Origin of the sequence: Streptosporangium sp. OZ121 (assembly GCF_051918885.1) — a bacterium.
Lineage (GTDB): Bacteria > Actinomycetota > Actinomycetes > Streptosporangiales > Streptosporangiaceae > Streptosporangium.
This window is the reverse complement of record NZ_JBPXMC010000015.1, coordinates 175,343-197,071: the sequence shown is the minus strand read 5'-3', so window position 1 is coordinate 197,071 and position 21,729 is coordinate 175,343. Positions and strand designations below refer to the sequence as shown.

At 70.1% G+C, this 21,729-nt stretch carries 21 protein-coding genes and 2 tRNA genes; 12 read left to right on the top strand and 11 right to left on the bottom strand.

From position 1 onward, the window contains the following. The first annotated feature begins 133 nt into the window (after positions 1 to 133). Positions 134 to 1,999, top strand: coding sequence for a serine hydrolase domain-containing protein (locus ACTOQ1_RS25580; protein ID WP_440070555.1), 1,866 nt, complete (start codon positions 134 to 136; stop codon positions 1,997 to 1,999). A gap of 276 nt (positions 2,000 to 2,275) precedes the next feature. On the opposite strand, the gene ACTOQ1_RS25575 is transcribed toward ACTOQ1_RS25580, so the two are convergent. Continuing rightward, positions 2,276 to 3,448: a DUF418 domain-containing protein gene (locus tag ACTOQ1_RS25575; protein ID WP_440070554.1), complete on the bottom strand. Its 1,173-nt coding sequence runs from the start codon at positions 3,446 to 3,448 to the stop codon at positions 2,276 to 2,278. An 83-nt stretch (positions 3,449 to 3,531) separates the two neighbouring features. Between ACTOQ1_RS25575 and ACTOQ1_RS25570 the strand changes: the two genes are divergently transcribed. Beyond that, positions 3,532 to 4,158 (top strand): TetR/AcrR family transcriptional regulator, encoded by a 627-nt coding sequence (locus ACTOQ1_RS25570; RefSeq protein WP_440070553.1) that lies wholly within the window; start codon positions 3,532 to 3,534, stop codon positions 4,156 to 4,158. Positions 4,159 to 4,560: 402 nt separating this feature from the next. On the opposite strand, the gene ACTOQ1_RS25565 is transcribed toward ACTOQ1_RS25570, so the two are convergent. The 3 genes from ACTOQ1_RS25565 to ACTOQ1_RS25555 all read right to left on the bottom strand — a co-directional run bounded on the left by ACTOQ1_RS25565 (position 4,561) and on the right by ACTOQ1_RS25555 (position 6,633). After that, the gene (locus tag ACTOQ1_RS25565) at positions 4,561 to 5,223 is read right to left on the bottom strand and encodes a class I SAM-dependent methyltransferase (RefSeq protein ID WP_440070552.1); all 663 of its coding nucleotides are present in this window, start codon (positions 5,221 to 5,223) and stop codon (positions 4,561 to 4,563) included. A 267-nt stretch (positions 5,224 to 5,490) separates the two neighbouring features. Continuing rightward, a complete protein-coding gene (locus tag ACTOQ1_RS25560; RefSeq protein WP_440070551.1) occupies positions 5,491 to 5,955 on the bottom strand; it encodes a hypothetical protein in 465 nt (154 codons plus the stop codon). 303 nt (positions 5,956 to 6,258) lie between these two features. Beyond that, on the bottom strand, positions 6,259 to 6,633 hold the full coding sequence (locus ACTOQ1_RS25555; protein WP_440070569.1) for a VOC family protein: 375 nt from the start codon (positions 6,631 to 6,633) through the stop codon (positions 6,259 to 6,261). A gap of 330 nt (positions 6,634 to 6,963) precedes the next feature. Between ACTOQ1_RS25555 and ACTOQ1_RS25550 the strand changes: the two genes are divergently transcribed. Further along, a complete protein-coding gene (locus ACTOQ1_RS25550) occupies positions 6,964 to 7,593 on the top strand; it encodes a pyridoxamine 5'-phosphate oxidase family protein (protein ID WP_440070550.1) in 630 nt (209 codons plus the stop codon). A 156-nt stretch (positions 7,594 to 7,749) separates the two neighbouring features. Here ACTOQ1_RS25550 and ACTOQ1_RS25545 read toward each other — a convergent pair whose 3' ends face one another. Then, positions 7,750 to 8,445: an FAD-dependent oxidoreductase gene (locus ACTOQ1_RS25545; protein WP_440070549.1), complete on the bottom strand. Its 696-nt coding sequence runs from the start codon at positions 8,443 to 8,445 to the stop codon at positions 7,750 to 7,752. Between the two features lie 251 nt (positions 8,446 to 8,696). Here ACTOQ1_RS25545 and ACTOQ1_RS25540 point away from each other — a divergent pair, with 251 nt between their 5' ends. After that, positions 8,697 to 9,758 (top strand): LLM class flavin-dependent oxidoreductase, encoded by a 1,062-nt coding sequence (locus tag ACTOQ1_RS25540; RefSeq protein WP_440070548.1) that lies wholly within the window; start codon positions 8,697 to 8,699, stop codon positions 9,756 to 9,758. Positions 9,759 to 9,895: 137 nt separating this feature from the next. On the opposite strand, the gene ACTOQ1_RS25535 is transcribed toward ACTOQ1_RS25540, so the two are convergent. The 5 genes from ACTOQ1_RS25535 to ACTOQ1_RS25515 form a co-directional block, all read right to left on the bottom strand. Further along, entirely contained in the window at positions 9,896 to 11,134 is a 1,239-nt protein-coding gene (locus ACTOQ1_RS25535; protein ID WP_440070568.1) for an RNA polymerase sigma factor, read from the bottom strand. Positions 11,135 to 11,161: 27 nt separating this feature from the next. Then, entirely contained in the window at positions 11,162 to 11,566 is a 405-nt protein-coding gene (locus ACTOQ1_RS25530; protein WP_440070547.1) for a YciI family protein, read from the bottom strand. A 110-nt stretch (positions 11,567 to 11,676) separates the two neighbouring features. Beyond that, positions 11,677 to 12,969 carry a PP2C family protein-serine/threonine phosphatase gene (locus tag ACTOQ1_RS25525; protein WP_440070546.1) on the bottom strand — a complete coding sequence of 431 codons (1,293 nt, stop codon included), beginning with the start codon at positions 12,967 to 12,969 and terminating at the stop codon, positions 11,677 to 11,679. Between the two features lie 320 nt (positions 12,970 to 13,289). Next, positions 13,290 to 13,538, bottom strand: coding sequence for a hypothetical protein (locus ACTOQ1_RS25520; protein ID WP_440070545.1), 249 nt, complete (start codon positions 13,536 to 13,538; stop codon positions 13,290 to 13,292). A 336-nt stretch (positions 13,539 to 13,874) separates the two neighbouring features. After that, a complete protein-coding gene (locus tag ACTOQ1_RS25515; RefSeq protein ID WP_440070544.1) occupies positions 13,875 to 14,186 on the bottom strand; it encodes a hypothetical protein in 312 nt (103 codons plus the stop codon). 699 nt (positions 14,187 to 14,885) lie between these two features. On the opposite strand from ACTOQ1_RS25515, the gene ACTOQ1_RS25510 reads away from it, so the two are divergent. From ACTOQ1_RS25510 to ACTOQ1_RS25475, 8 genes are all read left to right on the top strand, one after another. Next, positions 14,886 to 14,958: transfer RNA gene (locus ACTOQ1_RS25510), tRNA-Thr, on the top strand. Between the two features lie 212 nt (positions 14,959 to 15,170). Further along, positions 15,171 to 15,244, top strand: a tRNA-Met gene (locus ACTOQ1_RS25505). An 80-nt stretch (positions 15,245 to 15,324) separates the two neighbouring features. Beyond that, on the top strand, positions 15,325 to 15,489 hold the full coding sequence (gene rpmG / locus ACTOQ1_RS25500) for a 50S ribosomal protein L33 (protein ID WP_030921771.1): 165 nt from the start codon (positions 15,325 to 15,327) through the stop codon (positions 15,487 to 15,489). A 318-nt stretch (positions 15,490 to 15,807) separates the two neighbouring features. Further along, complete coding sequence (locus tag ACTOQ1_RS25495) at positions 15,808 to 16,254, top strand: MaoC family dehydratase N-terminal domain-containing protein (RefSeq protein WP_440070543.1); 447 nt, start codon at positions 15,808 to 15,810, stop codon at positions 16,252 to 16,254. 1 nt (position 16,255) lies between these two features. Beyond that, a complete protein-coding gene (locus tag ACTOQ1_RS25490; RefSeq protein ID WP_440070567.1) occupies positions 16,256 to 16,684 on the top strand; it encodes a MaoC family dehydratase in 429 nt (142 codons plus the stop codon). Positions 16,685 to 16,966: 282 nt separating this feature from the next. Beyond that, on the top strand, positions 16,967 to 18,280 hold the full coding sequence (locus ACTOQ1_RS25485; protein WP_440070542.1) for a CysS/YqeB C-terminal domain-containing protein: 1,314 nt from the start codon (positions 16,967 to 16,969) through the stop codon (positions 18,278 to 18,280). Positions 18,281 to 18,323: 43 nt separating this feature from the next. Next, a complete protein-coding gene (locus tag ACTOQ1_RS25480; protein WP_440070541.1) occupies positions 18,324 to 19,361 on the top strand; it encodes a UDP-N-acetylmuramate dehydrogenase in 1,038 nt (345 codons plus the stop codon). Between the two features lie 386 nt (positions 19,362 to 19,747). Continuing rightward, positions 19,748 to 20,317, top strand: a complete 570-nt coding sequence (locus ACTOQ1_RS25475) for a TMEM165/GDT1 family protein (protein ID WP_440070540.1) — start codon at positions 19,748 to 19,750, stop codon at positions 20,315 to 20,317. Positions 20,318 to 20,421: 104 nt separating this feature from the next. Here the strand turns inward: ACTOQ1_RS25475 and ACTOQ1_RS25470 are convergent, their stop codons facing one another. Then, the gene (locus ACTOQ1_RS25470; RefSeq protein ID WP_440070539.1) at positions 20,422 to 21,585 is read right to left on the bottom strand and encodes a cytochrome P450; all 1,164 of its coding nucleotides are present in this window, start codon (positions 21,583 to 21,585) and stop codon (positions 20,422 to 20,424) included. Between the last annotated feature and the right edge of the window lie 144 nt (positions 21,586 to 21,729).

The following is a 21,729-nucleotide window of genomic DNA, read 5'->3' as shown; positions in this document are numbered from 1 at the left end:
CCTACGAACGTCGATGCCGTCCGTCCGGAAATCTCCCACTTAAGTGTGATGCGACCATGGCCGCGCCGGCGATGCGGCCACGCCCTCGCCGGCGGCACCGTTGATGACTCCCGACAACGTCAGGAGTCACGCCGTGTGGCCAGTCGCCCTTCCACGCCTGCTGCTCATCGCCGCGCTGTCGCTGGTGGCCGCCTGGCCGCCTGCCGCGGCGGCGGCGGCCTCGGCGCGCGTTCCGGACACCCGTCAACTGGCGGACTTCTTCGACGCCGCCATGCCGAGAGGACTGGAGGCCAACCACGTGCCGGGCGCGGTGGTCTCAGTGGTGGGCGCCGGGAAAACCCTCTTCAGCAAGGGGTACGGCCTGGCCGACCGCGAGAACGGGACGCCGTTCGACTCCGGCACCTCGTTGGTGCGGATCGCCTCGATCACCAAACTGTTCACCTGGACCGCGGTGCTGCAACAGGTGCAGCGGGGCAGGCTCGACCTGCACGCGGACGTGAACCGCTACCTCACCACATTCCGCGTCCCCGCGACGTACCCCCAGCCGATCACGCTGGCGCAGCTGATGAACCACACCGCCGGGTTCGAGGACCGCACCATCGGCGTGGGCGCGCGGCGCAAGGCAGACGTGCCGCCCCTGGGCACGTATCTCGCCGAGCACATGCCGGCGCGGATACGCCCGCCCGGAGAGGTGTCGGCCTATTCGAACTATGGCGCGGCGCTGGCCGGACACATCGTGTCGCAGGTGAGCGGGCAGCCCTACGACCGGTACGTACAGGACCACATCCTGGACCCGCTCGGCATGCGGCACAGCACGGCCTCCGAGCCGGTCCCCACCCGCCTGGCCGCGGGCCAGGCACGCAGCTATGACTACGAAGACGGGATGTACCAGCGCAAGCCCTTCGTCTTCGACAACCTCCCGCCCGACGGATCGATCAGCGCCACCGCGAACGACATGGCCCGCTTCATGATCGCCCATCTGGAGAACGGGCCCGTCCTCGACGAGCCCACCGCCCGTCTCATGCACCGGCGGTCCTTCGCCGCCGACCCCCGCATCGACGGGTACGCCCACGGGTTCAAGGAGCAGACCGTCAACGGGCATCGCGTGATCATGCACGACGGCAGCTGGGAAGGCTTCCAGAGCGCGCTCCTGCTGGTGCCCGACGCCGATATCGGCCTGTTCGTCTCCACCAACGGCATGGGCGGCATCGATACCGTCACCGAGCTCATACCCGCTTTCTTCAACCGTTTCCTCCCCGGCGACCGCGCCGCGCCCTCCGCCTCTCCCGGCAAGGCGGCCACGCCCGTGGCGGGCTTCTACAAGCCGGCCCGCACCGTCGAGTCGACCATCGAGAAGGTGCTCACCCTCACCGGCTCCTCCCGGCTGCGGGTCGAGGACGGCGGGAAACTCGCCTTCAAGGGCATGACGTGGAGCCCGCTGGCGCCAGGGCTCTATCAGCAGGACGGCGGTTCCCAGCGGCTGGTGTTCGTCACGAACGGCGCCGGCGTCACGTACGCGGCCACCGACGGGCCCGCCTACGAACTCATCCCCTGGTGGGACACCCCTCCGGCCAACCTCGTCGTCGTCTCGGTGTTCGCCGTCACCGCCCTGACGGCCGTACTCGGCCTGCCGTCGGCCGCCGCGCTCCGGCGACTGCGGAGACGTCCCGCTCGAACGCCTCGCGCCTGGCGCGCCGGCCGTCTCCTCGCCGGCCTGGCCGGCACCGTCGGGCTGGTGTTCGTCGTCATGTTCGCGCTGACGCTGACCGGCGAGACGAGCATTCTGTACGGCGTGCCGGCGACCCTCCGGGTCCTGCTGCTTCTTCCCCCGCTGTTCCTCGCCCTCACCGTCGCCGCGATCGCGACCACCGTGATCGGCTGGAGACACCGGCCCATCGGCATCCTGGCCCGCGGTCACCAGGTGACCCTGCTGGCCGGAATGCTGGCCCTCGTCTGGTTCTGCCTGCACTGGAACCTGCTCGGCTGGCAGTTCGGCTGATTGTCGCCCGCTGACAGACGATCCACCGCCATGATCTTCACCCCGCCACCACGACGTTCACACCCAGCCGCCACCACACCAGCCCGTTCTAATCGAAGCGCTGCTGACCGAGACCGAGATCGAGGCGGTACGACTGCCCTGAGCGCCTTGCCGACGAGCCGCCCATCCCCGTCGAAGGCCGCTTCCAGGGCGTTGGAAGCGGCCTTTGGCATCGGGGGATGTCCGCCGGCCGACCGTCGCGACCCGTCGGGCCCTGTGCCCCGACGTACGGGGGAGTCAGCGGCGCGGGTAGGTGAGGCGCCGCAGTGCGGCCTCGGCCGGTCCTCTTCGCCCACCGGGCGCCAGCAGCGCGGCGAGCACCACGGTGGCCAGCCAGGTCACCACGGCGATGCCGGACGCCGCGGCGTCGCCCACACGCGTGCCGAGCCCTCCGACGTACGGTGCGAACACCGCTACGAAGATCACCGATTGGAGGAGGTAGCAGGTCAGCGACCATTGACCGCACGCGGCCAGAGCCCTGACGACCGGGCCGGAACGGCCGCGCCGCATCCGGCCGGTGGCGAGTCCGATGATGGCCGCGTACGCGAGCCCGCCGGCGATGCCGGTCACGCTGTGCAGTGCGTACGCAGACACGGCCACCATGTCAGATGGCGTCCAGACGCGGGTGTCGATCAGCATCAGCGGCACTGCGCCGACGACGGCCGCCCCGGTGCCCAGGACGGCGACCCGGGAGAGCAGGTCCCGGTGCGAGATGGGGTCTTCCAGCAGGCGGCGCCTCGCCGCCCAGATCCCGAGCAGGAAGGCCGGCACCACGCTGGCGGCGAAGTAGGTGGGCGTCATCGCGGACCATCCGACGAGCCGCATCACGGTCGCCTCGATCGGGTCCGCCATGGCGGCGGGCGTGTCGCCCTTGGGCGCGGAGACGGTGAGCAGCCCGAAACCGAACAGGATCACGACGTGCAGCACCAGCCCTACGACGGCGGCCCGTAGCACGACCCTGTCCTCGCGCCGGATGAACCCGACGAGCACGAGCCCGACCAGCCCGTACGCTCCGAGGATGTCACCGAAGAACAGCAGCAGCGCGTGGCAGAACCCGAACGCCAGCAGCCACAGGCTCCGCCGGCGCAGCACCGTGCGCACTTGTGGCCAGCTCCTGCCCGTGGCGAGCTGCCGGTTGGCGAGCTGCACCAGGCCGTAGCCGAACAGGGCGGCGAACATGGGCAGCGCACGTCCGTCCACCAGCAGGATCTGCGTCCCGGCGACCAGTTGGTCCAGGGGGCCGCCGTCGAGCGCGTAGCCGCGGAAGCCCGCCTCGTGGCCTGACAGGTACATGTGCGCGTGCGCCAACGCGATGAGCAGCAGCATCAGCCCACGCGCGAGATCGGGCGCGAGCGCGCGCCGGGTGATCGGAGTGGCCCCGTGAACGGGAGCCGGTGGGGCGATGGACATGGTTGTCCCCTTGAAATTAGATACAGATGTGTAGCTAATGTTTGAGAGTAAGCTACAGTCGTGCAGCTAAGCAAGGGGGGGTGATGGGCGATCACAACGCCCGGACGCGCCGGCGCGGAGAAGAACTGCTGAAGGCCATCCAGGACGCCGTGTTGGAAGAGGTGGTGGAGGTCGGTGCGGGGCGGCTGACCATGGACGGCATCGCCCGGCGCGCGGCCACGCCCCGCACGACCCTGTATCGCCGCTGGTCGGACCCGCTGGAGGTGCTCCTCGACGCGCTCTACCACCAGCACCCGGTCGAGGAGCCGACGGCGGGGGCCGACGACCTGCGCGGTGACCTCATCCGCGCCCTGCGCCTCATGGTGGACTGGGCCCTCAGCCCGGCGGGCCGCGCTGTCGCGGCGATCCTCACCGATCCGAAAAGCGCCGCACTGATGTCCGAGGCCCTGTTCGAGCGGGTCTTCGCCAACCGGGGCGGCACGTTCACCCGCACCGTGCTGCGGCACTACGCCGACCGGGGCCACTTCCCGGCTGAGCTGCTCACCCCGGTCGTGGCCGACATCGGCGAGGCCCTCGTCACCAAGCGTCTGATCGACGCCGGGGCGCCGCCCAGCGACGAGGACCTCGCGGCGATAGTCGACCAGGCGATCCTGCCCGCGATCGGGATCCCCACCGGCAGCCGGTCCGGCCCCGGTGGAGGATCGCGTTGACGATCTCCCGCATCCCGTAGCCGGCCGCGTGACAACGGGCGCGGACGATCGCGAACGTCGACGGACGTGTCCGCCGCCGAAGGGGTCCGGTGGTGGCCGGGACCCTGATCGTGCGGCGCGCTTCTCATGCGGTCAGCGCGTCACCGATCCGCTTGTTGGCGACCTTTTTCTGTCCGGCGACCTCTTTCTGTCCGGTGAGGCCGAAGGGCCACGGGTCGGCCTCACCGGGGCGGAAGGGAGGATCGCTCAGTTCGATGCCCGCCAGGAGCGCGGGTCGTCGAGGGTGTTCCTCGGAGTCCCCTCGTTCGATCAAATCGGAGCTCGAACGGGCGGTGAGCTCTGATCACGAGTCGACGCCTGGAGGCTCCTCGTGCGGCAGGCTGGACGCGGTCATGTGCTCGGTCAGACAGCCCCTGACCAGGCTTTGCGGGCGAGCAGGTGAACCTCCTGGAACTGCCGCCGGTCGGTGGGCTGAGGCTCGCGAACCATCCGGGCCACCTCGGACAACCCGGACTCGCGCAGCATCGTGGCGAGGTGATCGGGCCACCACCGATAGGCCGGCGCGACTGTGTGATCGAAGACCTGCGTCGGGTGAGACGGATCATCGCTTGCCGAGAAGCCGACCAGAAGGTGTCCGCCAGGTGCCAGCACACGATGGAACTCCGCCAGGATGACGGGGATTTCCTGCGGCGGAGTGTGGATGATGGACCACCGTGAGAGTACGCCGCCCAGCACGCCGTCAGCGATGTTCAACGCGGTCATCGAGCCCACGTCGAACCGCAGGCCCGGATAGGCCTGTCGAGCCAGCTCGATCATCGCAGGAGAGGCATCGACGCCGAACGCCGCCAGCCCCAGCTCGTCCAGGTGAGCGGTGACATGGCCAGGCCCACACCCCAGGTCCGCGACCTGACCGTCACCACCCGCACGTACGACCTCGGCGAAGGCACCCAAGATCGCGCGGTCCAGGGGACTGTCACGCAGCGTGTCGCGGAACAGCTGCGCATAGGTGAGGGCAACAGCGTCGTAAGCCTCGCGGGTGGTACTGAGGACATCGTGTTCGGCCATGCTCGCGACGATAGTTCCCGGCCTCGAGACGAGCCGAGAGAATCACGATCTTCCTTCCCGCCCGTTCGCCGGCTCAGGGAGGCCTGAGGCAAGTGAGGTAGGGCGTACCTGCGTCACCGGTATTCAGGGGGGCTCCAGGCATGTCAGCGCGGCAGCCGACAGTCTGGAAACGCCCGAAACCCTGGGCCTCCCGACCCGAGGGCACCCCGGCTCGAAGCATCCGCGAAGAAGGTCAACGACTGATGCGGAGAATTCGCCGGGACGCGGTCAGGTGGCGTCATCCAGCTGTTCGGCCAGCTGCTCCAGGCCCCTCTTGATGAGCCGCCCGTACTCGTCGTCTCCCAGTGCGCCGATCCCGGCTCGCGCCTGCTGGAGGTGCTCGCGGGCGCGGCCGAGGTCGCCCAGCTTGCGATAGCAGTCGCTCAGGTTGAGGTGTAACGACGGATACAGGCCGGCCACCGAAAGCGGCACCCCGGCCTGCGCCACCTGCTCGTCGGTGACCAGATCGGCGGCGGCGAGCGCCCGCAGATCCCACATCAGCTCCTGGTGCACGTCATCCTGCACGTCGGCCATCGAATGGGCAAGGACGCAAACATGCAGTGGGTCGCCTTGCTCGCCGCCGATGTCGTCCCAGATCTGCGCGAACAAGTCGCGAGCGGCTTCACGCTGACCTCGGTGGTGATGCAGTTCCACCCCCTGGCCGATCCGGGCCATCGTCGGGTCGGCGGTCATCGGCGGCTCCTTCACCGTCGCGGGCGATCGCGGTCAGCGTACTTGCTTCACGTGACTCAAGGATCTTCAAGCTTCTGACCATCCAGTTCGCCTGACAACCCCACACCAGCGGAAACGCGGTATAGGGGCTCTTCTCGCACGCTCGGCTGTTCATGGTCGTCAACGGCGCTCTACGGTTGCTCGCGTCGTATGCGCGTCGTCGTTGGAGCAAGGTCGTACGGCCCCGAGCCCCGAACGGCTTGGTAGTGCTGTCCGGTGTACGGGACTCGTCGCACGGGCCTGACGGACATCCCGACCACGGAACTAGCCGCTCAGGCGCCGGCGCAGCAAGCAGAACTCGTTGCCCTCCGGGTCGGCCAGGACGTGCCAGGACTCCTCGCCCGTCTGCCCGACATCGGCGTGCCGGGCGCCGATGCTCAGCAGGCGGTCGAGCTCGGCGGCCTGATCGCGATCGGTTGGATTCACATCGATGTGCAGCGGAAGCCGACCCGCCTTGGGGGTATCGGTCGGGTTGAACACGATGGTCGGCCGCAGGCCGCCGAAGCCCTCCTTCGGGCCGATCTCAACGCTCCCGTCGACACGATCGAGCACCACGTAGCCGAGCACCTCGCACCAGAACGCCGCAAGACGCTCTGGTTCACGGCTGTCGAGCACCAACTCGCTGATCCGGCACGCCATGTGGTCACGGATACCCGCCGTGGCCCCCGCCATGCACGCGTCGAGTCGACAGACGGCACCCCCGACCGCCATGAGGGCCCACCTCGGCCTGGTCACTCCTTTCCCGCCATCCGGCGTGCCGCCGGCACAGCCGGGCCACATCGTGGAGCCGTTTACCGGGCGAGGCAAGGTCCCGGTCGATGATCGCAACCGGCCGCGGCCCCTGCCCGAGGTCGCGATGGCGGTCTCGCGCGAGGCCCGCCGTACCGGGTGCGGCGCTCGCCAACGTGGACGGCATCAAAATAGACTTTCCGTGCTTTCTGCATAGTGCTTTCCGCATGAAGGAGAAACATGGCGGCCGAGGGCTGGGAATCGATCGACTCCGCCGACGAGTTGCGGGAGCTGCTCGGCACCCCCAAACCGGCCGCGATCGCCAAGGAGCGGAAGACCCTGCACGAGCTGGACCGGGCCTGGCTGGCCGCCTCGCCGTTCTGTCTCGTCGCGACCTCGGACACCGACGGCGCCTGTGACGTCTCGCCCAAGGGCGACCCGCCCGGGTTCACCCTGGTCCTGGACAACTCGACGATCGCGATCCCCGAACGGCCGGGCAATCGCAGGGCGGACGGGTTCCACAACATCCTGCGCAACCCGCACGTCGGCCTGATCTACTTCGTCCCCGGCCGCGGTGACACCCTGCGCGTCAACGGCAGGGCGCGCCTGGTGCGCGAGGCCCCCTTCTTCGACCGGATGGTGGTGAAGGGGCACCGGCCGCGGCTCGCGATCGTGGTCGAGATCGAGCAGGTCTTCCACCACTGCGCCAAGGCGTTCCTCCGCTCGGAGCTGTGGCGCCCGGAGAGCTGGAACCCGCAGACCCTGCCCTCGCGGGCGCGCATCGCCCAGGCGCTGGAGCGGCCTGAGGACCCGATCGAGGAGCTGGAGCGCTACTACGGCCCCTCCTACGCGGAGGGGATGTACGGCTGAGCGGGCGGGCCCGGTCCGGAACTCCACGGAGCCCGCACCGCCACCGGCATCGGCGCCCGCATCACCCGGCGCGTCCTGACCCTGACCGCCACCGTCCGGCACGACCGCCACGCCGGCCGGCCCATCACCCGATCGCCGATCGCCTGCGACCACCGACTAGGCGTGCCAGAGGGCGGCGAGCTGCCGGGTGGCGAGCCGGGACGGTACGGCGCGCAGCAACGTGTCGCGAAGCCACGCGGCGACGCCGGTCTGGGAGGTCAGCCGCGACTGCCGGGACGCCGCCCGCATCATGCGGTTGGCGATGGGCCTGCGCTCGGCGTCGTAGCGCAGGAGCCGCCGGGCGACGTCCGCCGGCTCCGCGCCGGCCAGGTGGCGGGTCAGTGAGGCCGCGTCCTCGAAGGCCTGGCCGGCGCCCTGGCCGAGGTCGGGTGGCATGGCGTGCGCGGCGTCGCCGAGGAGCGCGATCCTGCCGACCGTGAACGAGGGCAGGGGTTCGGCCAGGCGAGCGATCGGGTCGACGTAGACGTCGGCGGGCGGGGTGGCCTCGATCAGTGCCGTGACGAGGGGGTGCCGGTCGGCCATCAGGGACAGCATCTGTCGGCGTGCCTCGTCCGCACCGGGCGGCGTGCCGCGCAGCGCCCGGTGCAGTTCCGCCCGGTCGATGATGGCGGGCGTTCCGACCTCCTGCCGCGCCTGGACCGCATCGGTGATCAGCAGCGGGCGCCCGCGCCAGTCCTGATCGCGCTCTACGGGGGTGCGCTGTTCACACTGGTCACCGCGCCGCCGGGGAGCGTCAGCAGAGACGTCGTCCAGAGCATGGTTCAGGTCATCGTGCACGGCTGTGCCCCGCACGAGGAAAATCCTGAATCGGTACGGCAGGACCGCCACACCTAGCGCGGCTTCCGGACCACGGCCCGTCATGGGCAGCCCTCTGGCGCCACCTCGTCGACCGATCCCTTCGGTACGGCACAGCGGGCCTTTCCCGAGGCAGCGCCCTGAAGGACGCCTCCGAGGTGACCGGAATTCTCACCGCGTCGCCATGGTTTCCGTCTACTGCCGACGCCGTTGAGAAGCGGTCGGGAAGTCGTTGGAAAGAGGGGGAGATGATGTCCGCATCGCTGGAGTTCGCGATCGACACGTTCGGGGACGTCACCGTCGACGCGGACGGAAACCGGCTGTCGTACGCGCAGGTGATCCGTAACGTCGTCGAGGAGGCCGTGCTCGCCGACAGCGTGGGGATCGACGCGATCGGGATCGGGGAGCACCACCGGGACGACTTCGCCGTCTCGGCGCCGGAGATCGTGCTGGCGACGATCGCCGGCCGCACCGAACGCATCCGCCTCGGCACCGCGGTGACCGTGCTCAGCTCGGACGACCCGGTGCGCGTGTTCGAGAGGTTCGCCACCCTGGACGCGGTGTCCCAGGGCCGCGCGGAGATCATTCTCGGCCGTGGCTCGTTCACGGAGTCGTTCCCGCTGTTCGGTTTCGACCTGGCGCAGTACGAGGAGCTGTTCGAGGAGAAACTCGACCTGATCTCCCACCTCCTGGAGGAGGGACCGGTCACCTGGCAGGGCCGCCTCCGTCCCGGGCTGAAGGACCAGCACGTGTATCCGAAGACGGAGTCCGGCCGGCTGCGCACCTGGATCGGCGTCGGCGGCAGCCCCGAGTCCGTGGTGCGCGCGGCGCGTTACCGGATGCCGCTCATGCTCGCGATCATCGGCGGTTCGCCGGAGCGTTTCGCGCCGTACGTCGACCTTTACCACCGCGCTCTCGACCAGTTCGAGTTCCAGCGGTTGCCGGTCGGCGTGCACTCGCCGGGTCACATCGCCGAGACCGACCGCCAGGCCCGCGACGAACTCTGGCCGCACTATCGAGCGATGCACGACCGCATCGGCCGCGAGCGCGGCTGGGGCCCCACGACCCGCGGCCGCTTCGAGTCGGAGGCCGACGAGGGCTCGCTCTACGTCGGATCGCCCGAGACGGTGGCCACGAAGATCGCGAAAACCGTCGGTGCGCTCGGCGTCGACCGCTTCGAACTCAAGTACAGCTCCGGGACGCTCGCGCACGAGAAGCTGATGAACACGATCCGCCTCTACGGAGAGGAGGTCGTGCCGCGGGTGAGGGAGCTGCTGGCCCAGACCCCGGCCGCGGCGCCGGCCGGATGATCGGAGCGGGGAGAAAGGCGGCGACGAGGTCGCCGACCGTGATCAGGTAAGCCCCTCCCGAGCGTACGCGGCCGCCGTGTCGAGCAGGGGCGAGAGGGCGTCGCGGAGGTCTTCGATCCGGCGGTGGTGGAAGGCGGTCATCCTCGCTCAGGTCGGCCCGGCGTGGTGAGCCGGGCGGCACGGGTGGTGAGGTAGTGGTGCTCCGGAGCGCTCGTCGTGCGGCTCGCCGCCGCGCGGTAGTCGTCGACGGCCGCCCGCAGGTCACCGGCCATCTCCAGGAGGTGGGCCCGGGCCGTGTAGAAGCGGTGGTGGCCCGCCAGCCGGCCGTCGGCGGCGAGCGCCTCGAGCATGTCGAGGCCGGTCGCGGGGCCGTGCGCCATGGCGGCGGCGACGGCGCGGTTGAGCGAGACCATGGGGTTGTCGGACATGCGTTCCAGCAGGCCGTACAGCGCTAGGATCTGCGGCCAGTCGGTCTCCCCGGCCGTCGCCGCCTCGTCGTGGACCGCGGCTATCGCCGCCTGGAGCTGGTAGGGGCCGACCGCGCCCCTGGCCAGGGTGCCGGTGATGAGCGCGACCCCCTCGGCGACGGCCTCGCCGTTCCACAGGCTTCTGTCCTGGTCCGCCAGCGGGATCGGGGTGCCGTTCGCGTCGGTACGGGCGGGGCGCCGGGCGTCGGTGAGCAGCATCAGCGCGAGGAGCCCGGCCACCTCGCAGTCGTCGGGGAGCAGGCCGTGGGCCATCCTGGCCAGCCGGATCGCCTCGCGGGCCAGCTCCACGCGCTGCAGGTCGGGGCCGGCGCTGCTGGCGTAGCCCTCGTTGAAGATGAGGTAGAGCACGTGCAGCACCGAGCCGAGCCGTCGCGCCCGTTCCGGGGGAGCCGGCATGCGGAACGGGACACCGGACGCCTTGATGCGCTGCTTGGCCCGGCTGATCCGCTGCGCCATGGTCGGCTCGGGCACCAGGAAGGCCCTGGCGATCTCGGCCGTCGTCAGGCCGCCCACGGACCGCAGGGTGAGGGCGATCGCCGACGCCGGGGTGAGCGCGGGGTGGCAGCACAGGAACAGCGTGGTGAGCGTGTCGTCCCTGTCCGCCTCGTACGCGTCGTCCGCCGGCGGCGCCGTCCGCCGGTCGGGGGGCGCCTGGGTGGCCACCAGCTCCTCCCGGCGGCGCCGCGCCTGCTCGTTGCGGAGCTGCTCGGTCATCCGGCGGTACGCGACATGGATGAGCCACCCGCGCGGGTTGGCGGGGACGCCCTCCTCCGGCCACTGGGCCGTGGCGTCGATCAGTGCCTCCTGGACCGCGTCCTCGGCGGCGGCGAAGTCTCCGAAGCGCCGGGTGAGCACGCCGACGACCTGCGGCACCAGCTGGCGCAGCAGGTCGTCGGCGGCCGGGCTATCCAGCGGTCACAGCTCCTCGGACGGGGCCGACATCACCTGGCGCAGCTCGATCGGCATGTTCAGCGGCCTGCCGCCGGGGCCGGGCGCCGCCGAGACGTGCGCGGCGAGATCGACCGCCCGCTCCGGGTTGTCGCAGTCGATGATCCAGTAGCCGACCAGGAACTCCTTCGTCTCGGGGAACGGGCCGTCCGTGACGACGGCGGCACCGCCCTCACCGGCCCGTACGATCCTGGCCTGGTCCGGAGCCGCCAGCCCCTGGGCGTCCACGAACTCCCCGGCGTCGACGAGCTTCCTGTTCGTGTCGTGCATGAACTGGATGTGAGCCTGGACGTCCTCGACGGGCCAGGTGTGGATCGGCGGCACCTCGTCCTGCGTCTGCCCGCCGAACTGCATCAACATCATGTACTTCATGTCTTCGCTCCTCATGTTCGAGCGCCCTCGTCGACGCTCTCCCCCACAGGTAGAAGCAGGCGACCGCGTTCTCGACATTCTGCCGGGCATCCGGCGAAAAAAGGGTCCGGTCACGGAGCCGGAACGCGAAGTGCCAGGATGGCCATGTCGTCGGTCATGTGTCCCCGGCTGTGGGCGATCGTGGCGTCCCCGATCCGCCGCACGATGTCGCCGGCGTCGAGATCCCGGCACTCGGCCAGCAGGGTGATCAGGCGTTCGTCGCCGAACAGGTCCTGCTGTCTCGGCGGATGCGCCTCGGTGACGCCGTCGCTGTACAGCACCAGCGTGTCGCCGGGCCTCAGATCGAAACGGATGTTCCCGAGCCTCGTCTCCTCCATGATGCCCAGCACGACGCCGGGCGTTCTCAGGGACTCCACGCTTCCGTCGGCCCGTCGCAGCAGGGCGGAGGGGTGCCCGGCCGTGGACAGCATTCCCGTGAAACCGTCCCCGTCCGGGCGGAAGATCGCGCACACCACCGTCAGGAACCGCCCGTCCCTGATCCGCTGTGCCAGCAGAGCCCGGTTCAGCTGCTCCAGCACCCTGCTGGGCGAGACGTGGCGGGGCGCGTCGGCCCGCAGCGTGTACCGGGCCAGAGCGGTGATCTGCGCGGCCTCCACTCCGTGCCCGCACACGTCGCCCAGGACCGCGCACCAGCGCGAACCGCTCGCCAGGAACAGGTCGTAGAAGTCACCGGTGACGTCCACCTCGCCCGTGGCCGGGATGTAGGTGGCGGCGGCCTGCAGGCCGGGAACCGTCGGCATCATCGGCGGCAGCAGGCTGTCCTGGAGGGTCCTGACCAGTCTCTCGGACACCTTGTTCGCGGCCTGCAGCTCCAGCACGTGCCGCTCGGAACCGGCCAGCGCGGCCCGGAGCCGGATCTCACCCGACACGGCGCGCGCCAGGATGGCCAGCGTCTGCGCGTCGGCGTCGGACCACGCGCGCGACACCGAGTCCACCACGCAGAGCCCGCCCAGGACCTCGCCGTCCGGGCCGTGGATGGGATACCCGGCCCACGCGCCGATCCCCAGCCGCTCCACCGCCGGCAGGTCGCGCACGCGGGGGTCGGTGGCGGCGTCGCCCACGAGAAGCGGCTCGTTCGTGGCGACCAGGATGTGGCAGGGGCTGTCGGCCACCGCGTTCTGCCGCTCGGACATGGACGGCTCGCCCATTCCGATCGCGCTCTTCCAGAACGACCGCCGGTCGTCGACCAGGGTCACGAACGCCCGCCGCGTTCCGGTCACCCGCGCGGCCAGCCGGGCGAGGTCGTCGAACGACGGCTCGGGTTCTGAGTCGAGCAGGCCGGTGGCCCACACCGCCGACAGGCGTTTGGGATCGAACACCGCCGCCGGGATCTCAACGCCCATGTGCGCGACTGCCTTCTTCCGGGTACGTCATCCACGATCACGCCGCTCATACCCGGAGCCACCGAAATCAGCCCGGTGCAGGCGATTGTGCCTCACAGGGCAGTGCAAACCACTACAGATCAAACTCTAGGCCAGCGTCCCTGAGACAGGGATCCCCACCCCGTCCCGAGCCACACGGTCTGTCCCGGGCCACGTGACTCCGCCGAGACGCGGTCCCGCTGCGAATCACGTGGTCGCGCGGTGGGCTCTCATGGCCGCGGCACGGATCACCGGGCTCCGCCGGGGGCTCTCACCGTCGCGGCGTGGCGGGCCGGGCGTGATCACAGGCCCATCTCGCGGGTCAGCAGCAGGTGCGCCTGTTCGATGTCCTCGGAGGTGTAGCCGGGAACGCTCCGGTCAAGCTGCTGGAGAAGAGCCATCAGGGCCTGTTTCTGTGCCATGTGCTGGACGGGGAGCTGGTCGAGATCCACGCTCAGGAGCCAGTCGAACAGCACCACCGCGTCGGCGGTCCACAGGCTCAGCGCGGTCATGTCCGAGGCTGCCATCCTCAGGCCGGGCGTTCCGCTCATGCGAGCAACTTACCCCTATGCATATATGCGAAATAACCCACTTTGTCATCCGGATGCAGCGATCTTATGGCGCGGCCGAAACAGGGGTCGACCAGTGGTCGAAAACAGTCGAAAATCGATGGAAAGGGATGATGAATGCCATTCACGTGTCGATGCGGGACGGTCGGTGACCGGGCCGCCCCGTGGCTCGGGGACGGGTCGGCCGGGGGCACTGCAGGGGCACTGTCGGGACACTGCAGGGGCACTGCCGGGGCGCCGCCCGGGCACTGCCGGCCGGGGGCGAGGCGCGCGTGACGGGGCGGCCGGGGCGCGTGACAGGGGGTGCGGGGGGCACCCTCACCCGTCGAGCGCGGCCCACAAGGTGTCGAACTCCTCGGAGGTCAGGGCGTTCAGGCCGAAGTCGCCGGGGTAGATCGGGCCCTCGGCCAGGAAGCCGTGCTCGTCCTCGATGTGCCGCCACGAGTATCTGCGGGCGAGGCCGTCCGAACCCAGTTCGGCGTGCCTCACGGGCCAGTACTCCCCGCCGCTGTCGAGGACGGTCTCGAACAACCACACGTGGCCGTCGCCGTCCACTCCGTGCCAGTACAGGTGCGGCCGGTCGCTCTCGTCGAGCGCCCGGATCGTGTCCCTGCGACGATCCTGCAGCATCATGCTCCTTGGTGTTCGGCAAAAGGCTCGGCGTTCCTCAAAAGGCATACTGTCGCCAAAAAAGGCTAAAAGGCGCATAACTTGCCTTTTGCTGTGGTGTGTGTTCTCGGTACCGCTCCAGGCGGAGGTCGACGGCCGTACGGGGACCTGGGCGCCTCCGGTGGCGGACTGTGGCGGACTGTGGCGGACTGCGCGGCCAGGCTCGTCGCGGCGGGCGGGCGCGTGGTCTCAGCCGATCGTTTCATTGATGACCCGTGGTCCGGGCGACCGCCGCCCGGGACGCCGGCCGCCCCGGCCTACGCGGCCACCCCTCGGCGGGTATCCGGCTCCGGACGGCCGCCGCGTACGTCCGACGGGCAGGGCGCCGTCGGGGGCGCGGAGCCCGGTGAGGCTGGGACGGCCGCCGCGTACGTCCGCCACGGGCCCGTACTTCCTGGCGAACGGGAAGGGGGCCGCTTCTTCTCATCCTGGACGGGGCCCGGCGCGGGGCCCGGCGCGAGGGACGGCGTGAGGAGGGGCGGCTTGAGGGACGGCGTGAGGAGGGGCGGTGCGGGGGCCGGCGGAGGTCTGGCGCGGGGGACGGCACGGGCGCTTCGAGGGGGGACGTGTGGTGGTCCGGGTGGACCTCAATTGATTTCGCATCCCGCTGCGGAGCCGTGTATGGTTACACCTGTCCGCAAGCGAGAGCGACACGGACAGGCCCCTTTAGCTCAGTCGGCAGAGCGTCTCCATGGTAAGGAGAAGGTCTACGGTTCGATTCCGTAAAGGGGCTCGACAGCCTAAAGGCCCTAACCTCCTGGTTAGGGCTTTCGGCTTGGTTGGCCTTGAAGGCAGGTAAAGGCGGGCCAGAAAATACTCAAGGTTCCTGACGCGCGAGCGGGCATACTGGGGCGACCCAGAAGAGATCGCCCTGACCTGCACAAGTACGCAGGCACTCTGCGGGTCGGGTATCCTTGCGGGGTCGGTCGATTTCGTCGGCCTCAAGGCGGAGTAGCTCAGCCAGGCAGAGCAAACGGCTCATAATCGTTGTGTCGCCGGTTCAAGTCCGGCCTCCGCTACTACCCATCCGGGGCTTCTCCCACCAGAGAGGTCCTGTCGTGGGTTGTCCACTGTCCAGAACGTAGAAAGGCACTCCCAAGTGGCTGCCACCGACGTTAGGCCGAAGATCACGCTGGCCTGCCAGGAGTGCAAGCACCGCAACTACATCACGCGGAAGAACCGGCGCAACGACCCGGATCGGCTTGAGCTGAAGAAGTACTGCCCGAACTGCAAGACGCACCAGGCGCACCGCGAGACTCGTTAGTCTGCGCGAAGCCTTCCGCTGCGGCGGGAGATGAGTGCTTCGGCACGCACACACTCCACGAGAACCGGCGTCCTCAGACGAGGCGCCGGTTTGTCGTATCCGTACAGTTTTCTGGCACGAGCGTTGACCACGGAAGAGATCCGGTGCGAGAGCGGGCCGGGCTACGGTTTCCTGATGACTCGCCCACCGGTGAACCGCTTTCCGGTAGCTCGCCGCCCGATGTCCCCCAGAGGGCACATACTGGAATCTTGTTCTGTCAATGTCTCGTCCGACCCGCCGGTGTCGGCCCCACCGGTTCGATATCCGCAAAGGAGCACGATGGCTCTGAACCGTGACTTCGTCGGGCGGGCGTCCGCGCCCTCCTCGCCGTACGAGGTCAGTCGCGTGAAGATCAAAGAGTTCGCGACGGCGATCGGCGACAACAACCCGATCTACCGGGACAGGGAGGCCGCCCAGGCTGCCGGGCACCCCGACGTGATCGCGCCGCCGACCTTCCCCATCGTGTTCAGCCTGGCCGGAGGGTCGATCCTGACCGACCCCGAGCTCGGTCTGAACCTCGCCATGGTGGTCCACGGCGAGCAGCGCTTCGAGTACCGGCGGCCGATCCACGCCGGGGACGAGCTGGTCAGCGTCTCCACCGTGACCGACATCCGCAGCATCGGCCGCAACGAGCTGATCACCGTCAGGAGCGACGTCAGCACCGTCGACGGCGAGTTCGTGTGCACGGCCTACAACACCATCGTCGAGCGTGGAGGGGCGGGCTGACATGGCCGCGACGGTCAAGTACGACGAGGTCGAGACGGGTCAGCAGCTCCCGCCCGCCGAATACGCGGTCCGCCGCGCCAACCTGGTGATGTACGCCGGGGCCTCGGGTGACTTCAACCCCATCCACTGGAACGAGCGCTTCGCCAAGACCGTCGGGCTTCCCGACGTCATCGCGCACGGCATGTTCACCATGGCGCAGGGCGGCCGGTTCGTCACCGACTGGGTGGGCGACCCCGGCGCGGTCGTCGACTACGGGGTGCGGTTCTCCTCCATGGTGGTCGTCCCCGACGACGACCAGGGCGCCGTCATCACGGTGAGCGGGATCGTCGAGGAGAAGCTCGAGGACAAGCGCGTGGTGATCGCCCTGACCGCCAGGTCCAACGACTCCCGGGTCCTGTCCAAGGCTCGCGCGGTGGTCCAGCTGGCATAGGCACCCTGCCGTAGCGGCCCTGTCGCGGGCGCCGCCGGTGCCCAACCGGCTCCGGCCCGGCTCCGGCCCGGCCCGGAGCCGGTTCAGGGTGCGGTGGGTCGGGAGGGGTTCACCCGGGCGGCCCGCGCCGGTCCGCCGGTACGGCTCGCGGTGGGGTCGGGGCGTGGTCCGCCGGTACGGCTCGCGGCGGATCAGGGTGCGGTTCGCCGACCTGGCCGTGGTTCGCGGCATGCTCGTGGGCCGGGGCCGAATCTTCTCCCCGTCCGGGGGTAGCTCCCCAGCATGAGCGAAGTACCTCCTAACGTGACCGTCCTGGCCGAGCGGCGGGCCAAGGCGCGAGCCGAGCACGATCATGCCGCCTCCGACGCGCTCCGTGACGAGATCAGAACCGAGGGCTGGCTCGTCCGGGACACCGCGGACGGCTTCGAGCTCATCCCCTCTCCCTCCTTCGACGTGTGGCCCACGGTGAGTTCCCTGCCCGAGGGGGGCTCCCCGGGAGCGGAACGAGGCGGTTCGAGCGGCGAGCCGGGAGCGTCCACGGCCCCCGGGCGGGTGAGCGCCACGAGCGGGGCCGGCGATGATGCCGAGGGCAGAGTGGACGCGGGGGACGTGGGGGGCGCGGCCGCCGGACGGGACGACTCGGCCGACCCCGGGCGGGTCGCCGAGGCCGCGGATCCCGGACGCCACCCGGGACGGCTCGGTGACCTGGACGCCGAGCGGGTCGCCGAGACCGAGGCGGCGCCCCAGCAGACGCCCGAGGGTTCGGAGCTGGTCGGCCGGGCCGACGACCTCGGTGGCCATCCCGAGCGGATGGTCTCCTCCCAGCTGCTGTGGGACGGCAGCCTGTCGGTCTCCCGGCTCGACGAGACCATCGTTCCCCCGGCCGGCGTCGAGGAACCGAAGGCCGCGCGGCCGACGGTGACCGTCGCGCTGCTGGTCGACGGCCGTCCCGACGAGCTGCGCGAGTGCGTACGCGCCCTCGTCGCCCGTACGGAGGCGAGGATCCTCGCCCTCGACCTGGGAGACGTGGACGGCGCGGGAGCGGTCCTGCAGGAGCTGGTGGAGGAGTTCCCCCGCCGGGTGGAGGCCTGGCACGTGGCCGAGACGCCGCACTGGCAGGGCGGCTCCGCGGGGTGGGGCGAGAGCCGTGACAGGTTGCTGCGCCTCGACACCTCGGACGTGCACGTCGTCATGGACACCTCCGTGGTCCTGGACGGCGACGCCGTCACCCCGCTGGTCAAGGCGCTGGACGACGACGTGACCGCGGCCGGGTGGAAGGGGATGAATCCCCGCGAGGACGGCAAGGAATGGCTGGAGGCCGAGCCCGGCGAGGTCCGGGGGTTGCTCGGCCACCTGTTCGCGGTCAGGCGCGACACCGCGCTCGCCGCGGGCGGCTTCCCCGCCGACGCCCGCTACTACCGCAACGCCGACCTGGAGTTCTCGCTCAGGCTGTCCGGCACTCTCGTCGCCCTGGGGAAGGATCTCCCGGTCCACCAGGAGCGGCACCGCCGCGACGACGGCGTGGACCCCGAATACCGCGACGGGGAGTCCCGGCGAACCTACGACCGGGTGCTGAGGCTGCTGCGCTCCCCGTAGGCTGGTCGCGGATTTCGGCCGGGTCGCGGGTGGGGAAAAGCGCATGACGGAGCGGATGGCGGGGGTGCGGCTGGCGCCGTACACGACGCTGGGGCTGGGGGGACCGGCCGGGGCGTTCGTGGAGGCGGGGTCGTCCGAGGAGATCGTCGAGCTGGTGGCGGCGGCCGACCGGGCGGGCGAGCCGGTGCTCGTGCTGGGGGGCGGCAGCAATCTGGTCGTCTCCGACGAGGGCTTCGACGGCCTGGTCGTGCGCGTCGCCTCCCGGGGCGTCGAGGTCGAGGGGGACCTGGTCACCGCGCAGGCGGGCGAGGACTGGGACGCCCTGGTCGAGCGCGCGGTGAACGAGGGCCGGTCGGGCGTGGAGTGCCTGTCCGGCATCCCCGGGCTGGTCGGGTCCACGCCGATCCAGAACGTCGGCGCCTACGGGCAGGACGTCTCCCAGACGATCACCGCCGTCCGGGCCTACGACCGCCGGGCCGGTGAGGTGCGGGACCTGGCCGCGCGGGAGTGCGGATTCGCCTACCGGCACAGCGCGTTCAAGGACGACCTGGGGCGGTACGTCGTGCTCGCGGTCACCTACGAGCTGGCCGGGGACGCGCTGTCCGGCCCGGTCGCCTATCGGGAACTGGCCTCCCGGCTGGGGGTCGCCCTGGGCGACCGGGTGCCGCTCGCGGAGGCCCGGGCGGCGGTGCTGGAACTGCGCGCGGGCAAGGGCATGGTCCTGGACGCCGCCGACCCGGACACTCGCAGCGCGGGGTCGTTCTTCACCAACCCGGTCCTGACCGCCGAGCAGGCCGCCGAGCTGGAGCTGCGGGCGCCGGGGTTTCCCCGCTGGGACATGCCGGAGGGGGCCGTCAAGGTCCCGGCGGCGTGGTTGATCGAGAACGCCGGGTTCCCGAAGGGCTACCGGCGCGGCCCGGCCCGCATTTCCACCAAACACACCCTTGCCATGACAAATCCGGAAATGGTGGCCTCGACGGAGGAACTCCTCGACCTCGCCCGCGAGGTCAGGGACGGTGTCCTGGAGAAGTTCGGCGTCACCCTGGTCAACGAGCCCGTGATGGTCGGCACCCGGCTCTGAGGCTCTCGGGATTCCGGGGTCTTTCGAAATTCTCCCGAGGCTCCCCGAGGCCCTCCGGGGCTCCTCGCCTTGACGTCCTCCGAGGTTCTTCGAGGACCTCTGAGGACCTCGGCGGTTCTCTGAGGCGGGAATGGCCATCCGATTTCTGCTGATATGGTCTGATGGAAAGACCCGAAGGGGAGTAGTCCCAATCGCGTGATCGACATGCTGGCGCCTGAGGCGCCCGGTCGCGCGGGCCTCGGATCCGGCCGGTTCGGCTCGGCTCCGTGGCGGACGAGACCTTCGGCCTGGCAGGCATTGATGGATGCCGCCGGGCCGAAGACGTGCCCGAGACTCCCCGGGTTCCGCCCTTCCGCCCGGCTGCGTATGCGGGAAGGGCACCCTCGTTGGAAGCGTTCTGGATCAGTCTCGCCGTGATCTTCGTCGCCGAGCTCGGCGACAAGAGCCAGCTCATGGCCATGACCTTCGCCACCCGGTTCAAACCGTGGCCGGTCCTCGCCGGAATCACCCTGGCCACCGCGGTGGTTCACCTGTTCAGCGTCGCCCTGGGCGGGCTGGTCGGCGATTTTCTCCCCACCACGGCGATCACGATCATCGCCGGCATCGCATTCCTGGGCTTCGCGCTGTGGACGCTGCGCGGGGACGAGCTGACCGAGGAGGAGTCGCGAAAGGCGCGGCGCACCACCCGGTCGGCGATCATCGCCGTGACCGTCGCCTTCTTCCTCGCCGAACTGGGTGACAAGACGATGCTCGCGACCATCACACTCGCCACCCAGTACGGCTGGTTCGGCACCTGGGTCGGCTCGACGGTGGGCATGGTCGCCGCCGACGCCCTGGCCATCGTGGTCGGACGGATGCTCGGCAAGCATCTGCCGGAGAAGATCATCCGCTACGGTGCCGCCGCGGCCTTCGCCGTCTTCGGCGTGATCCTGCTGCTCGAACCACTGTTCGTCTGATCAGTACGGCGACCGCGTCCCGCTCGGCGAGTACGCCGGCCTGGGCCCGCACCGGCCGGAGACTGACGTGCCCGCTCAGCCAGGCGGCTGAGCGGGCCGGGGTGTCACCAGGCGACCGGGAAGGTCGTCAGGCCGTACACGACATTGAACGAACGGAACTCCGGTTCTCCGGCCTCGCGCAGCCCGGGGAACCTGTCGAACAAGGCGGGGAAGGCGATCTGCATCTCCATCCGGGCCAGTGGCGCGCCGATGCAGTGGTGCGCGCCGTAACCGAAGGCGACATGGGGCATGTCGGGCCGCTGGATGTCGAAGCGGTCGGGGTCCTCGGCCAGCGCCGGGTCGCGGTTGGCGGCCGGGAGCGAGACCACCACCACGTCGCCCTTCGCGATCGGCACGCCCGCGATCTCGGTGTCGGCCGAGGCGACCTTGGTGGCGCCCTGGTGGATGATCGTCAGCCAGCGCAGCAGCTCCTCGACCATGCCCTTGACCCTGTCCGGGGCGGCACGCACCAGGTCGAGCTGGTCCGGGTGGCGCAGCAGGGCCAGTGTGCCCAGGCCGATCATGCTGGCCGTCGTCTCGTGGCCCGCCACCAGCAGCAGGCCGCCGATGCCGGCCAGCTCGTCGTCCGATATCCCCTCGCCGTGCTCGCGGATGAGCATGCCGAGCAGGTCCTCGCCCGGTTCGACCCGGGCCCGGCCGACCAGCTCGGCCATGTACATGGAGGCCTCCATCTGGGCCTTCCCGCGCGCCTCCGGTGGCTGGTTGAAGTCGAGGATCGACCGGGTGCGCGCCTGGAAGGCCTCCCTGTCCTCGTAGGGCACGCCCAGCAGTTCGCAGATGACCAGCGACGGGATCGGTGTGGCGAACTCGGAGATCAGGTCGGCCGGGGCACCGGTGCGTTCCATCGCGTCCAGGTGGTCGGCGACGATCTCGCGGATGCGGGGCTCCAGGCGGCGGATGCGGCGCATCGTGAACTCGGGGGTCAGCATGCGGCGCAAGCGGGTGTGGTCGGGGGGATCCATCAGGAGCAGCGCGCCGGCGCGCAACCGCCTGGCCTGCTCCTCGCTCATGGGCGGCAGGGTGATGCCGCTGGCGTAGCTGAACAGCTCGGCGTTCCTGAGCACTTCACGCACGTCGTCGTACCGGGTGACCAGCCAGGCTTCGCGGCCGTAGGGCGTCGGCACCCGTTGCAGGCCCGGCTGCTCGCGGACGGCGGCCAGTTCGGGATCGGGATCGAACTCCCGGCGGCGCATATGGAGGGGCAACATGGTCGTCTCCTGGGGGAATCGGTTACCCCAGCAAGATCCCGTCCTGACCCGCCCTGTGCAACCCCCCGCCGGTCACGGCTTCCGGGAACGACGGAACGACCATCGGCGCCGGCGGTCGTGACACCGCCGCCCGAGCCGTCCCGG

What these genes read in the sequence shown, in the direction of transcription:
- ACTOQ1_RS25550 (WP_440070550.1), top strand. Translation starts at nt 6,964, where the DNA reads ATGGCGGCCGAGGGCTGGGAATCGATCGACTCCGCCGACGAGTTGCGG.
- ACTOQ1_RS25520 (WP_440070545.1), bottom strand. Translation starts at nt 13,538, where the DNA reads ATGAGCGGAACGCCCGGCCTGAGGATGGCAGCCTCGGACATGACCGCG.
- ACTOQ1_RS25570 (WP_440070553.1), top strand. Translation starts at nt 3,532, where the DNA reads ATGGGCGATCACAACGCCCGGACGCGCCGGCGCGGAGAAGAACTGCTG.
- ACTOQ1_RS25540 (WP_440070548.1), top strand. Translation starts at nt 8,697, where the DNA reads ATGATGTCCGCATCGCTGGAGTTCGCGATCGACACGTTCGGGGACGTC.
- ACTOQ1_RS25525 (WP_440070546.1), bottom strand. Translation starts at nt 12,969, where the DNA reads ATGGGCGTTGAGATCCCGGCGGCGGTGTTCGATCCCAAACGCCTGTCG.
- ACTOQ1_RS25560 (WP_440070551.1), bottom strand. Translation starts at nt 5,955, where the DNA reads ATGACCGCCGACCCGACGATGGCCCGGATCGGCCAGGGGGTGGAACTG.
- ACTOQ1_RS25490 (WP_440070567.1), top strand. Translation starts at nt 16,256, where the DNA reads ATGGCCGCGACGGTCAAGTACGACGAGGTCGAGACGGGTCAGCAGCTC.
- ACTOQ1_RS25555 (WP_440070569.1), bottom strand. Translation starts at nt 6,633, where the DNA reads ATGGCGTGCCGGATCAGCGAGTTGGTGCTCGACAGCCGTGAACCAGAG.
- ACTOQ1_RS25575 (WP_440070554.1), bottom strand. Translation starts at nt 3,448, where the DNA reads ATGTCCATCGCCCCACCGGCTCCCGTTCACGGGGCCACTCCGATCACC.
- ACTOQ1_RS25565 (WP_440070552.1), bottom strand. Translation starts at nt 5,223, where the DNA reads ATGGCCGAACACGATGTCCTCAGTACCACCCGCGAGGCTTACGACGCT.
- ACTOQ1_RS25530 (WP_440070547.1), bottom strand. Translation starts at nt 11,566, where the DNA reads ATGAAGTACATGATGTTGATGCAGTTCGGCGGGCAGACGCAGGACGAG.
- ACTOQ1_RS25515 (WP_440070544.1), bottom strand. Translation starts at nt 14,186, where the DNA reads ATGCTGCAGGATCGTCGCAGGGACACGATCCGGGCGCTCGACGAGAGC.
- ACTOQ1_RS25485 (WP_440070542.1), top strand. Translation starts at nt 16,967, where the DNA reads ATGAGCGAAGTACCTCCTAACGTGACCGTCCTGGCCGAGCGGCGGGCC.
- ACTOQ1_RS25480 (WP_440070541.1), top strand. Translation starts at nt 18,324, where the DNA reads ATGACGGAGCGGATGGCGGGGGTGCGGCTGGCGCCGTACACGACGCTG.
- ACTOQ1_RS25495 (WP_440070543.1), top strand. Translation starts at nt 15,808, where the DNA reads ATGGCTCTGAACCGTGACTTCGTCGGGCGGGCGTCCGCGCCCTCCTCG.
- ACTOQ1_RS25470 (WP_440070539.1), bottom strand. Translation starts at nt 21,585, where the DNA reads ATGTTGCCCCTCCATATGCGCCGCCGGGAGTTCGATCCCGATCCCGAA.